At 43.2% G+C, this 13,008-nt stretch carries 9 protein-coding genes and 3 tRNA genes; all 12 read right to left on the bottom strand.

The window, feature by feature from the left end:
- Positions 1-151 precede the first annotated feature (151 nt).
- Positions 152-4,486, bottom strand: coding sequence for a DNA-directed RNA polymerase subunit beta' (gene rpoC, locus F7D47_RS01695; protein WP_117727213.1), 4,335 nt, complete (start codon positions 4,484-4,486; stop codon positions 152-154).
- 31 nt (positions 4,487-4,517) lie between these two features.
- The gene (gene rpoB, locus F7D47_RS01690) at positions 4,518-8,330 is read right to left on the bottom strand and encodes a DNA-directed RNA polymerase subunit beta (RefSeq protein ID WP_022122142.1); all 3,813 of its coding nucleotides are present in this window, start codon (positions 8,328-8,330) and stop codon (positions 4,518-4,520) included.
- A 110-nt stretch (positions 8,331-8,440) separates the two neighbouring features.
- A complete protein-coding gene (gene rplL, locus F7D47_RS01685) occupies positions 8,441-8,818 on the bottom strand; it encodes a 50S ribosomal protein L7/L12 (RefSeq protein WP_006848843.1) in 378 nt (125 codons plus the stop codon).
- 56 nt (positions 8,819-8,874) lie between these two features.
- Complete coding sequence (rplJ, locus tag F7D47_RS01680; RefSeq protein ID WP_153085992.1) at positions 8,875-9,393, bottom strand: 50S ribosomal protein L10; 519 nt, start codon at positions 9,391-9,393, stop codon at positions 8,875-8,877.
- A gap of 18 nt (positions 9,394-9,411) precedes the next feature.
- The gene (rplA, locus tag F7D47_RS01675; protein WP_022122140.1) at positions 9,412-10,104 is read right to left on the bottom strand and encodes a 50S ribosomal protein L1; all 693 of its coding nucleotides are present in this window, start codon (positions 10,102-10,104) and stop codon (positions 9,412-9,414) included.
- A 21-nt stretch (positions 10,105-10,125) separates the two neighbouring features.
- Positions 10,126-10,566 carry a 50S ribosomal protein L11 gene (gene rplK / locus F7D47_RS01670; RefSeq protein WP_006848846.1) on the bottom strand — a complete coding sequence of 147 codons (441 nt, stop codon included), beginning with the start codon at positions 10,564-10,566 and terminating at the stop codon, positions 10,126-10,128.
- Between the two features lie 58 nt (positions 10,567-10,624).
- Positions 10,625-11,167: a transcription termination/antitermination protein NusG gene (gene nusG / locus F7D47_RS01665; RefSeq protein WP_153085991.1), complete on the bottom strand. Its 543-nt coding sequence runs from the start codon at positions 11,165-11,167 to the stop codon at positions 10,625-10,627.
- Positions 11,168-11,179: 12 nt separating this feature from the next.
- Positions 11,180-11,368, bottom strand: a complete 189-nt coding sequence (secE, locus tag F7D47_RS01660; protein ID WP_006848848.1) for a preprotein translocase subunit SecE — start codon at positions 11,366-11,368, stop codon at positions 11,180-11,182.
- A gap of 16 nt (positions 11,369-11,384) precedes the next feature.
- Positions 11,385-11,457: transfer RNA gene (locus F7D47_RS01655), tRNA-Trp, on the bottom strand.
- A 63-nt stretch (positions 11,458-11,520) separates the two neighbouring features.
- Entirely contained in the window at positions 11,521-12,717 is a 1,197-nt protein-coding gene (gene tuf, locus F7D47_RS01650; RefSeq protein ID WP_022122139.1) for an elongation factor Tu, read from the bottom strand.
- Between the two features lie 68 nt (positions 12,718-12,785).
- Positions 12,786-12,857 (bottom strand) — tRNA-Thr (locus tag F7D47_RS01645).
- A 14-nt stretch (positions 12,858-12,871) separates the two neighbouring features.
- Positions 12,872-12,944 (bottom strand) — tRNA-Gly (locus F7D47_RS01640).
- Between the last annotated feature and the right edge of the window lie 64 nt (positions 12,945-13,008).

Genomic DNA, 13,008 nt, shown 5'->3' with positions numbered 1-13,008 from the left:
CCACTTATTTTTAAAAAAACATCATAAGACAACAGAAGATGGAATCTTGATTCTTTGCTTTTTTCATCTGTTACAGATAATAAAAGGGTGCGCCATAGACTTATGACGCACCCTCATTATACCTATTTATATATAGTACTCTATTCTACGATTATTCTCCTATTGGAGAATCAGCATAGTCGAGCACATTTTTCTTATTAGCCTGCATACGCTCATATTCTTCTTTAGAGCCTACGATGAGCTTATCCCACTGACGAAGACCAGTACCTGCAGGAATCAAGTGACCACAGATAACATTCTCCTTCATACCCTCAAGGTAATCAACCTTACCACGGATAGCAGCCTCATTCAAAACCTTAGTAGTTTCCTGGAATGATGCAGCACTCATAAAGCTCTTAGTACCAAGAGCAGCACGAGTAATACCCTGGAGGATCTGTGTAGAAGTTGCAGATACGGCATCACGAACCTGTACAAGTTTCAAGTCGCGACGCTTCAATGCAGAATTCTCATCACGCAATCTACGAGCCGTTATGATCTGACCTGGTTTGAGACTTTCACTATCACCACCGTCAGTAACAACTTTCTTACCCCAGATACGATCATTCTCTTCTGCAAAGTCAAGTTTATCAACCAACTCTTGCTCCAAGAAGGTAGTATCACCTGGATCGTCAATACGAACCTTACGCATCATCTGACGTACCACAACCTCGAAATGCTTATCATTAATAGCCACACCCTGAAGACGGTAAACGTCCTGGATCTGGTTAACAATATATTCCTGAACAGCGGTAGGACCCATGATGGCGAGAATATCGCCAGGAGTTACACTACCATCAGAAAGAGGAGTACCAGCACGTACAGCATCATGTTCCTGTACCAAGATCTGCTTAGAAAGAGATACAAGATACTTCTTCTGATCGCCTGTCTTAGATGTCACGATGATCTCACGATTACCACGCTTTACCTTACCCATAGTTACCTCACCATCGATTTCAGATACAACAGCAGGGTTAGAAGGGTTACGAGCCTCAAGAAGCTCAGTTACACGAGGGAGACCACCAGTGATATCACCTGCACCACCTACAGCACGAGGAATCTTAACCAAAACCTCACCGGTATTAATTGTCTGTCCATCCTCAACTGCCAAGTGACCACCTACAGGGAAGTTGTATGTACCAAGGATTTCACCATTAGCATCGATAACATCACAAGATGGAACCATTGCCTTATTCTTGGAATCGGTGATAATCTTCTCCTCCAAACCTGTAGTCTCATCGACCTCAGCACGATAAGTCTGATCCTTCTGAACGTCATTGAACTTCAATGTACCCGCATACTGGCTGACGATAACGGCGTTGAATGGATCCCAACGAGCGATAACGGTATCCTTCTCTACGATTTCACCCTCCTTGTGATACAATGAAGAACCGTAAGGAACATTCAAAGTTGCAAGAACGATGTTTGTATTAGGATCCACGAAACGGATTTCAGCCAAGTGGCTTACTACCTTTTCGCACTTGATATCGTTGCCTTCCTCATCTTCCTCTACGAATGGTACTGTGCTCAACTCGTCAAACTCGATACGAGACTTATTCTTCGCAGCAATCTTAGCATTGGCAGCAGCATTAGATGCAATACCACCGGCGTGGAATGTACGGAGAGTCAACTGAGTACCTGGCTCACCAATAGCTTGAGCAGCGATGACACCAACGGCTTCACCCAACTGTACCATACGGGCTGTTGCCAAGTTACGGCCATAGCACTTCATGCAGACACCCTTTTTGCTCTCACAGGTGAGAACCGAACGAATTTCAACACTCTCGATAGGAGATTCATCAATAGCCTTTGCCTTAGCCTCGGTGATTTCTTCACCAGATTTGACAATCAGTTCACCAGTTGTTGGATGAATAACATCATGCACAGAAACACGACCCAAAATACGCTCATAAAGAGATGAAATAATCTCATCACCATTCTTTAAAGCTGTACAAACCAAGCCACGCAATGTACCACAATCCTCTTCGGTGATAATAACATCGTGAGAAACGTCTACAAGACGACGAGTCAAATAACCAGCATCGGCAGTCTTCATAGCGGTATCAGCAAGACCCTTACGGGCACCGTGAGAAGCGATAAAGTACTCCAATACAGACATACCCTCCTTAAAGTTAGAAAGGATAGGGTTCTCGATGATCTGCGCGCCCTCTGCACCAGCCTTCTGAGGTTTAGCCATCAAACCACGCATACCAGACAACTGCTTAATCTGATCCTTAGAACCACGGGCTCCGGAATCAAGCATCATGTATACGGCGTTGAATCCCTGGTCAGCTTCGGTCATCTCCTTCATCAAGATATTACCCAAATCTGTATTTACGTGAGTCCACGCATCAATAACCTGGTTGTATCGTTCCTTGTTGGTGATGAAACCCATATTATAGTTATTGGTAATTTCCTCAACCTCCTTGCGACCGCGCTCAACAATAGCTTCCTTCTCTGGTGGAATAATAATATCACCAAGGTTGAATGACAATCCTGCGACATAAGCCATACGATAACCTAAGTTCTTGATTCCATCAAGGAATTCACAAGCCTTAGCCATACCAACAGCCTTGATAACATTAGAAATCAAACCACGGAGGGTTTTCTTGGAAATCACATCATTGAAGAAGCCAACTTCATCAGGAATGATACCATTAACGATGACACGTCCAACAGAAGTTTCTACCATTCGCTTCTGGATTGTACCATCAACCAAGTCGTCAACTACAACCTTAATCAAAGCATGAAGATCACATCGGCCCTCGTTACGAGCAATCAATGCCTCTTCAGGACCATAGAATGTCAAGCCCTCACCCTTTGCACCTGGGCGAATCTTGGTAATATAGTAAAGACCAAGCACCATATCCTGAGAAGGAACGGTGATAGGCGCACCATTAGCTGGGTTGAGAATATTATGACTCTGAAGCATCAGGATTTGAGCCTCCAAAACAGCCTCATTGCTCAATGGAAGGTGAACAGCCATCTGGTCACCATCGAAGTCGGCGTTGAACGCTGTACATGCCAATGGATGCAACTGAATAGCCTTACCCTCAATCATCTTAGGCTGGAATGCCTGGATACCGAGTCGGTGAAGCGTAGGGGCACGGTTCAACATAACCGGATGACCCTTCATCACATTCTCAAGAATATCCCAGATAACTGGCTCGCGACGATCAACAATCTTCTTGGCACTCTTAACAGTCTTAACGATACCACGCTCAATCAACTTACGGATGATAAACGGTTTGTAAAGCTCTGCAGCCATCAGTTTTGGAAGACCACACTCACCCATCTTCAACTCTGGACCTACAACGATTACAGAACGGGCAGAATAGTCAACACGCTTACCCAGCAAGTTCTGACGGAAACGACCCTGCTTACCCTTTAAAGAGTCAGAGAGTGACTTCAAAGGACGATTGCTCTCACTCTTTACAGCAGAACTCTTGCGTGAGTTGTCGAACAAGCTGTCAACAGCCTCCTGCAACATACGCTTCTCGTTACGGAGAATAACCTCAGGAGCCTTGATCTCAACCAATCTCTTCAAACGGTTGTTACGGATAATCACACGACGATAGAGGTCATTCAAGTCTGATGTTGCAAAACGACCACCATCCAATGGTACCAACGGACGAAGCTCAGGTGGAGTAACAGGAATAATCTTCATGATCATCCATTCTGGCTTGTTAATACCTTTACTAGCACGGAAACCTTCTACAACTTGCAGACGCTTCAGAGCCTCAGTTTTACGCTGCTGACTTGAATCGTTATTTGCGCGATCGCGGAGTTCGTATGACAAAGAGTCAAGGTCTACATTCTGGAGCAACTGATAAATTGCTTCAGCACCCATTTTTGCTATAAACTTATTAGGGTCCGTATCGTCCAAAAGTTCATTGTCACCATTAGGATCATACTGGTCAAGAAGAGCCATATATTCATCTTCTGACAAGAGATCAAGTTTGTGAGAACCGTTCAATTCAAGACCATCAGCATCAGTCTTTCCCTCAAGAATACCAGGCTGGATAACTACATACTTCTCGTAGTAAATGACAGCATCAAGTTTCTTAGTCGGCATACCCAAAAGGTAACCAATCTTATTTGGAAGAGAACGGAAATACCAAATATGAGCAACAGGTACGACAAGCTCAATGTGACCAGAGCGTTCACGACGAACTTTCTTCTCTGTAACCTCTACACCGCATCGGTCGCAGACGATTCCCTTATAACGGATACGCTTGTACTTGCCGCAGGCGCATTCATAGTCCTTAGTAGGACCAAAAATACGCTCGCAGAACAAGCCATCACGCTCCGGCTTATATGTACGATAATTAATGGTTTCCGGTTTAGTAACCTCACCATACGAATTTTCCAAGATCTCCTCTGGCGAAGCGAGACCGATGGTAATCTTCGTAAAATTATTCTTTACCTTTGTATCTTTTTTGAAAGCCATGTTTCTATATATAAATTAGGGGTTCTCAAAATTAATCAAGTTTGATGCTCAAACCAAGGCCACGAAGCTCATGGAGCAATACGTTAAGTGACTCAGGAATACCAGGAGTTGGCATTGGATCGCCCTTTACGATTGCTTCGTATGCCTTGCTACGTCCTACAACATCATCTGACTTAACAGTCAGGATCTCCTGCAAAACGTGGCTTGCACCGAATGCCTCGATAGCCCAGACCTCCATCTCTCCGAATCGCTGACCACCAAACTGTGCTTTACCACCAAGTGGCTGTTGTGTAATCAAAGAGTATGGACCGATAGAACGAGCGTGCATCTTATCCTCAACCATATGACCCAACTTCAAGAAGTAAGTCATACCAACAGTAGCTGGCTGGTCAAACTGCTCTCCTGTCTCACCATCATAAAGGTAAGTAGAGCAGAAACGTGGCAAGCCTGCCTTATCTGTCCATTCAGAGAGATCATCCAATTTAGCTCCATCAAAGATAGGAGTAGCAAACTTTACACCCAACTTTTTACCTGCAGCACCCAAGATACACTCGAATATCTGACCAAGATTCATACGTGAAGGCACACCCAATGGATTCAATACCATATCAACAGGACGACCGTCAGCCATAAATGGCATATCCTCCAAACGAACTACCTTAGACACAATACCCTTATTACCATGACGACCGGCAAGTTTATCACCAACCTGGATCTTACGCTTCTTAGCAATATATACCTTAGCCATCTGAAGAATACCTGATGGAAGTTCATCACCAATAGTGATAGCAAACTTACGACGCTTTAATTCAGCATCAAGTTGCTTATACTTGCGGATATAGTTCATAATAAGTCTCTGAATCAAGCCATTGGTATGCTCATCCTTAGTCCACTTATTAGACTGAACACCATCATACTCCAAATTCTTCAAGGCTGTAGCAGTAAAGGTACTGCCCTTGGTGATAATCTCAGCACCTGTATAATCCTTAACACCCTCAGAAGTCATACCTTCTGTAAGCGTAAGTAACTTGTCTACGAGGATATCCTTCAAGTCATCACCCTTTGCCTCATACTCCTCATCAATCTTAGCAAGAATAATCTTATCCTGCTTCTTTGACTCACGGGTCTTGATAGCACGAGAGAACAACTTCTTGTCAATAACAACACCGCTCAATGATGGATTTGCCTTCAATGAAGAATCCTTCACATCACCAGCCTTATCACCAAAGATAGCGCGAAGCAACTTCTCTTCTGGTGAAGGATCACTTTCACCCTTAGGCGAGATCTTACCAATCATGATATCACCTGGTTCAATTCTTGCACCAACACGCACGATACCATTATCATCAAGATCCTTTGTAGCTTCCTCGCTGACATTAGGGATATCAGATGTGAATTCCTCTACACCACGCTTAGTTTCACGGACATCAAGAGAGTATTCGTCAACATGTACAGATGTCAATACGTCATCACGAACCATACGTTCAGAAATAACAACAGCATCCTCATAGTTGTAACCCTTCCAAGGAATATAAGCTACAAGCAAGTTACGGCCCAAAGCCAACTCACCGTTTTCTGTTGCATAACCCTCAGTCAGGATATCACCCTTCTTTACACGCTGTCCCTTATTACAGATAGGACGCAAGTCGATGGTCATATTCTGGTTGGTACGACGGAACTTAGGAATACGATACTCCTTCAAAGCTGGTTCGAAGCTTACAAACTCATCGTCTTCTGTGCGATCGTAAAGGATACGGATAGTTGTAGCATCAACATATTCGATAACGCCCTCACCTTCTGCAGTAACCATAGTACGTGAATCCTCACAAACTTGCTTCTCAAGACCAGTACCAACTATTGGTGCATCATTATGAAGCAATGGTACAGCCTGACGCATCATGTTACATCCCATCAACGCACGGTGACCATCATCATGCTCCAAGAATGGAATCAAACCTGCGGATACAGAAGCAATCTGCTGTGGAGAGACGTCAACATAATCAACTTGATCCGGACCTACAACAGGATAATCAGCATCCTGACGACACTTTACTACATCACGAATGAAAGAACCATCAACAGTCAAAGGCGCATTACCCTGACCGATAATCTTAGACTCTTCATCTTCAGCAGTCAAGTATACAACATCCTCATTAGCCATATCGACCTTGCTATCATTCACCTTACGGTAAGGAGTAACAATAAAACCAAGATCATTAATCTTTGCATACATACAGAGAGAAGAAATCAAACCGATGTTTGGACCTTCAGGACTCTCAATAGGGCAAAGACGACCATAGTGTGTATAATGTACGTCACGAACCTCGAAACCGGCACGCTCACGAGACAAACCACCAGGACCTAAGGCAGAAAGACGACGCTTATGAGTTACCTCAGCCAGAGGGTTAGTCTGGTCCATGAACTGTGACAATGGATTAGTTCCAAAGAAAGAATTGATAACACTAGAGATTGTCTTAGCATTAATCAAATCAGTTGGAGTAAACACCTCATTGTCGCGAACATTCATACGTTCACGGATAGTACGGGTCATACGTGCCAAACCAATAGAGAACTGGTTAGCCAACTGCTCACCTACAGTACGAACACGACGATTAGACAAGTGGTCGATATCGTCAACTGTTGCACTAGAGTTGATCAGCTGAATAAGATATTTAATGATCTCAATAATATCTTCCTTAGTCAAGACACGAACATCAATGTCAGTATCAAGATTCAATTTCTTATTGATACGATAACGACCTACCTCACCCAGATCGTAACGCTTATCAGAGAAGAACAGGTTTTGGAAAACCTCACGTGCACTTGCGTCATCTGCAGGATCAGCATTACGCAACTGACGATAGATATAGTTAACAGCTTCCTTCTCAGAGTTACTTGGATCCTTTGCCAAAGTATTGAAGATAATAGTAAACTTGTTGGCAGCTTCCTCATCCTTATGAAGCAGAACAGTCTGCGCTCCACTCTCAACAATCTCCTCAATATTATCAGCAGTAAGTTCAGTCTCACGCTCCATGATTACTTCATTACGCTCGATAGATACTACTTCACCGGTATCCTCATCAACGAAGTCCTCATTCCAACTCTTCAAAACACGAGCAGCAAGCTTACGACCAATAGCAGCCTTCATATTCTTCTTGTTAACCTTCACCTCCTCGGCGAGATCAAAAATCTGAAGAATATCCTTATCCTGTTCGTAACCAATAGCACGCAACAATGTGGTTACAGGCAACTTCTTCTTACGATCGATATATGCATACATTACATTGTTAATGTCAGTTGCAAATTCAATCCAGCTTCCCTTGAAAGGAATGATACGAGCAGAATAAAGCATGGTACCATTTGCATGAACGCCCTGGCTAAAGAACACACCAGGAGAGCGATGAAGCTGAGAAACAACAACACGCTCAGCACCATTAATCACGAAAGTACCATTATCGGTCATATATGGGATAGTACCAAGGAACACATCCTGAATAAATGTACCGAAATCCTCATGATCAGGATCAGTACAATACAGTTTCATCTTAGCCTTCAAAGGTACACTATATGTAAGACCACGCTCCAAACACTCATCAATAGAATAGCGAGGAGGGTCGATATAGTAATCCAAGAACTCAAGAACGAAATTGTTACGTGTATCGGTAATAGGGAAGTTCTCAGAGAACACCTTATACAAACCGTCATTCTTGCGTTCCTCAGGCGGAGTATCCAACTGTAAGAAGTCCTTGAAAGACTTTAACTGCACATCGAGGAAATCCGGATATGGATACGGATTATGCACGCTGGCAAAATTTACTCTGTTATCAACAATTTTTGTAGCCATTAGAAGTTATTAAATGGGTTTTATTAATAATATAATAAAAGACACAAAAAGGTTAGGACTCACCTACTTGGAGAATCCTAACCATTTATATAAAAAATGTATTACTCTAATTACTTGAGCTCTACCTTAGCACCGGCCTCTTCGATAGCCTTCTTAAGGTTCTCAGCCTCGTCCTTAGCTACACCTTCCTTGATTGTAGAAGGAGCACCGTCTACGAGATCCTTAGCCTCTTTCAAACCGAGACCACAAGCCTCCTTAACAGCCTTTACAACCTGGAGCTTAGCGCCACCAACCTCAGCGAGGACTACGTCGAATGTAGACTTCTCCTCAGCTGCAGCTGCACCACCAGCAGCAGGACCAGCAGCTACAGCTACAGCTGCAGCAGCAGGCTCAATACCATACTCGTCCTTGAGGACTGTTGCCAACTCATTAACTTCCTTAACAGTAAGATTTACTAACTCTTCTGCAATAGCTTTGATATCTGCCATTTTATTCTAAATTTTATTTTTGTTTATACTATAATTAATGATAACATTGTGATTGATTACTCAGGACGCTCGCCCAATGTCTTAAGCACACCATGAATAGTGTTGCTTCCTGATTGAAGAGCTGAAACAACGTTCTTTGCAGGTGACTGGAGCAAAGCAACAATCTCTGCGATAACTTCGTTCTTGCTCTTGAGAGCTGAAAGCTCTGCAAGTTTGTCTGCGCCAACGTAGAAGCTTTCCTCTGCATAAGCAGCCTTCAATGTTGGAACATCATCCTTGTCATATTCCTTCAACAACTTAGCTGGTACATTAGCTGTATTAGCAAACAACACAGCAGTAGTACCCTTCAAGTAGCCATAGAGCTCAGAGAAATCGATATCTGAAGCCTCGAACGCCTTGTGAAGCAAGGAATTCTTAACAACAACCATCTTAATCTCGCTCTGGAAGCACTTACGACGGAGTGCGCTTGTCTTCTCTGCATTCAATCCTGTAACATCTACAAGATAGAAATGAGGAAACTCCTGCAACTTCTGTCCAAGCTCAGCGATAATAGTATCTTTAACTTCTTTCTTCATTTTACAAAACTTTTAGAGTTATTCAACTGATTTAGGATCAATCTTGATACCCTTACTCATAGTGCTAGAAATAAAGATACTCTTGATATATGTACCTTTAGCAGCAGCAGGCTTCAGCTTGATAACTGTGTTGATGAACTCCTTAGCATTTCCATAGATCTGCTCAGAAGTCATGCCAACCTTACCGATTGAAGTATGGATAATACCAGCCTTATCAACCTTAAAGTCGATCTTACCTTGCTTAACTTCCTTTACTGCCTTAGCAACATCCATAGTTACAGTGCCACTCTTAGGGTTAGGCATCAAACCACGAGGACCGAGTACACGACCCAAAGGACCAATCTTACCCATACAAGAAGGCATTGTGATGATGACATCAATATCTGTCCAACCACCCTTAATCTTCTCAACGTATTCGTCAAGACCTACATAATCAGCGCCTGCTTCCTTAGCAGCAGCTTCCTGATCAGGAGTACAGAGTGCGAGCACGCGAGTAACCTTACCTGTTCCGTTTGGCAATGAAACAACGCCACGAACCATCTGGTTAGCCTTACGTGGATCAACACCTAAGCGTACATCAATATCAAGAGATGCATCAAACTTGGTAGTGGTAATTTCCTTTACCAACTCTGAAGCCTCCTTCAATGTGTATGCCTTCCCTGCTTCAACCTTATCAGCTACTGATTTTTGATTTTTTGTCAGTTTACTCATTTTTCTAATTGAAGTTTTAAATTATTTACCAGGGAAGTCCCCTTTTACAGTAATACCCATACTTCTTGCAGTACCAGCGATGAGCTTCATAGCTGATTCTACAGTAAAGCAGTTCAAGTCCTTCATCTTATCCTCAGCGATTACCTTTACCTGATCCCAAGTAAGAGAAGCAACCTTCTGACGATTAGGCTGAGCAGAACCTGACTTGATTTTGGCAGCCTCTTTCAATTGAACTGCAGCAGGTGGAGTCTTGATAATAAAATCAAAAGACTTGTCAGTATAATAAGTAATAACTACTGGCAACACTTTACCTGCTTTGTCCTGGGTACGGGCGTTGAATTCCTTGCAGAATCCCATAATATTAATACCCTTAGAACCCAATGCAGGTCCTACTGGAGGTGAAGGATTCGCAGCGCCACCTTTAATCTGTAATTTGATTAATCCAGCAACTTCTTTAGCCATTTCTTTGTTAATATTTAAAATTGAAACTTATAAGGAATAACAATCTCGTAACAGAATCCTATTCCTTTTCTACTTGCATAAAACCTAATTCCAACGGAGTTTTACGTCCGAAGATCTTAACCGTAACTTTCAGCTTATGCTTTTCAGCATTAACCTCTTCAACGATTCCGCTGAAACCACTGAATGGACCTTCCATAACCTTAACGGTATCATTAACCAAGTAAGGACAATCAAGATTCTCCTCAAACTCAGTCTCCTCAGCAGAACCCAGCATACGATTGATATCGCGCTGTGGAACTGGTGTTGGTTCATCCAAACCTCCAAGGAAACCCAAAACATTAGGGAGGAAACGCAACGTATGCGCTACATCACCCTTCAGTTTGGCCTCCACAAAAACATAACCTGGAAGAGAGACCTTTTCTTTAATAACTCTCTTTCCATTACGCACAGTTGCATGCTTCTCAACTGGAATCAACACCTGAGAAACATTTGCTGCTAGTAAGTCATTGTGCTTCATTTCAGCTTCGATGTATTCTTTCACCTTAGCTTCCTTACCGCTAACGGCTTTAAGCACATACCATTTATTTCCTGCGTCTGCCATTTCCTTAAAAAATTAACCTGGATAAACTACACCCATAAAGGCTTTGAAAATAGAATCCATCGCGAACACAACAAGTGCAATGACTAGGGAAGCAGATAATACAACCATTGCACTATGAGTAAGTTCGGCACGTGATGGCCAAGTAGTCTTATGCGCAAGTTCATCGTAACATGCCTTGCAATAATTTACTATTTTATTCATATTATCTTCTATTTAGCACGGGTTGAAGGGCTCGAACCCTCGACACCTGGTTTTGGAGACCAGTGCTCTACCAACTGAGCTAAACCCGTAGAAAGACTCCCGCTCCCTTAGGAGGGGAGTCTGATATATATAGCAAATTAGATAAATCTAAATTACTTGATATCGTCGAGAATAGTTGTAATCTGACCAGAACCTACTGTACGACCACCCTCACGGATAGCGAAACGAAGACCCTCGTTCAAAGCAACCTTGTAGATCAACTCTACCTCAATCTCTACGTTATCACCAGGCATTACCATCTCAACTCCCTCTGGAAGCTTGATTTCACCTGTACAGTCCATAGTACGGAGATAGAACTGAGGACGATACTTGTTACCGAATGGAGTGTGACGACCACCCTCTTCCTTCTTCAATACATAGATAGAAGCCTTGAAGTGATCGTGAGGAGTAATAGCACCTGGGTGTACAACTACCATACCACGCTTAACCTCAGCCTTATCGATACCACGGAGAAGCAAACCTACGTTATCACCAGCTTCACCCTCTGCAAGGATCTTACGGAACATCTCAACACCAGTAATAACTGACTTCTTGTCCTCACCAAGACCGAGCAACTGAACTTCGTCACCTACCTTGCAACGACCAGTCTCAATACGACCTGTAGCAACAGTACCACGACCTGTAATTGAGAATACATCCTCGATAGGCATCAAGAATGGCTTATCAATCTCGCGCTCTGGCTCCTGAATCCACTCATCAACTGTATCCATCAAAGTCTCAACAGACTTAACCCACTTCTCAACACCGTTCAAAGCACCGAGAGCAGAACCACGTACAATTGGAGTATCCTCCTCGTAACCATACTGCTCGAGGATCTCACGAAGCTCCATCTCAACGAGCTCAAGCATCTCCTCATCATCAACCATATCGCACTTGTTCAAGAAAACAACCAAACGAGGTACGTTTACCTGACGTGCAAGAAGTACGTGCTCACGTGTCTGTGGCATAGGACCATCAGTAGCAGCACAAACCAAGATTGCACCATCCATCTGAGCAGCACCAGTAACCATGTTCTTTACATAGTCAGCGTGTCCAGGACAGTCAACGTGTGCATAGTGACGCTTTGCTGTCTCATACTCGATGTGAGCAGAGTTGATAGTGATACCACGCTCTTTCTCCTCAGGAGCATTATCAATCTGATCGAATGACTTAACTGCCTCAGATGTACCGAGCTTCTCGTTCAATACCTTAGAGATAGCAGCGGTCAGAGTAGTCTTACCATGGTCAACATGACCAATTGTACCAATGTTAACATGCGGTTTGGTACGCACGAATTCTTCTTTAGCCATAGCTTTTCTTTTTATTTATATAAATGAATAATCTGTTCCTCTACCATCCTAAGCATCTAGAACGATAGAGCTGTAACTGAGAGTTGAACTCAGGACCTCTTCCTTACCAAGGAAGTGCTCTACCACTGAGCTATTACAGCAAGTTAATAAATTGAGCGGAAAACGGGGCTCAAACCCGCGACCCCCAGCTTGGAAGGCTAGTGCTCTATCAACTGAGCTATTTCCGCTTATCAAAGAAAGTGGGTAGTGATGGATTCGAACCACCGAAGGCATAGCCAGCAGATTTACAGT

It is taken from the genome of Segatella copri (assembly GCF_009494835.1).
GTDB classification, from domain to species: Bacteria; Bacteroidota; Bacteroidia; order Bacteroidales; family Bacteroidaceae; genus Prevotella; species Prevotella copri_F.
The sequence above is the reverse complement of the archived record's forward strand: the minus strand, read 5'-3'. Positions and strand labels throughout refer to the sequence as shown.

Bases quoted from the DNA above. Each gene is read 5' to 3' on its own strand.
- rpoC (WP_117727213.1), bottom strand. From the start codon at position 4,486: ATGGCTTTCAAAAAAGATACAAAGGTAAAGAATAATTTTACGAAGATT.
- rpoB (WP_022122142.1), bottom strand. From the start codon at position 8,330: ATGGCTACAAAAATTGTTGATAACAGAGTAAATTTTGCCAGCGTGCAT.
- rplL (WP_006848843.1), bottom strand. From the start codon at position 8,818: ATGGCAGATATCAAAGCTATTGCAGAAGAGTTAGTAAATCTTACTGTT.
- rplJ (WP_153085992.1), bottom strand. From the start codon at position 9,393: ATGAAGAAAGAAGTTAAAGATACTATTATCGCTGAGCTTGGACAGAAG.
- rplA (WP_022122140.1), bottom strand. From the start codon at position 10,104: ATGAGTAAACTGACAAAAAATCAAAAATCAGTAGCTGATAAGGTTGAA.
- rplK (WP_006848846.1), bottom strand. From the start codon at position 10,566: ATGGCTAAAGAAGTTGCTGGATTAATCAAATTACAGATTAAAGGTGGC.
- nusG (WP_153085991.1), bottom strand. From the start codon at position 11,167: ATGGCAGACGCAGGAAATAAATGGTATGTGCTTAAAGCCGTTAGCGGT.
- secE (WP_006848848.1), bottom strand. From the start codon at position 11,368: ATGAATAAAATAGTAAATTATTGCAAGGCATGTTACGATGAACTTGCG.
- tuf (WP_022122139.1), bottom strand. From the start codon at position 12,717: ATGGCTAAAGAAGAATTCGTGCGTACCAAACCGCATGTTAACATTGGT.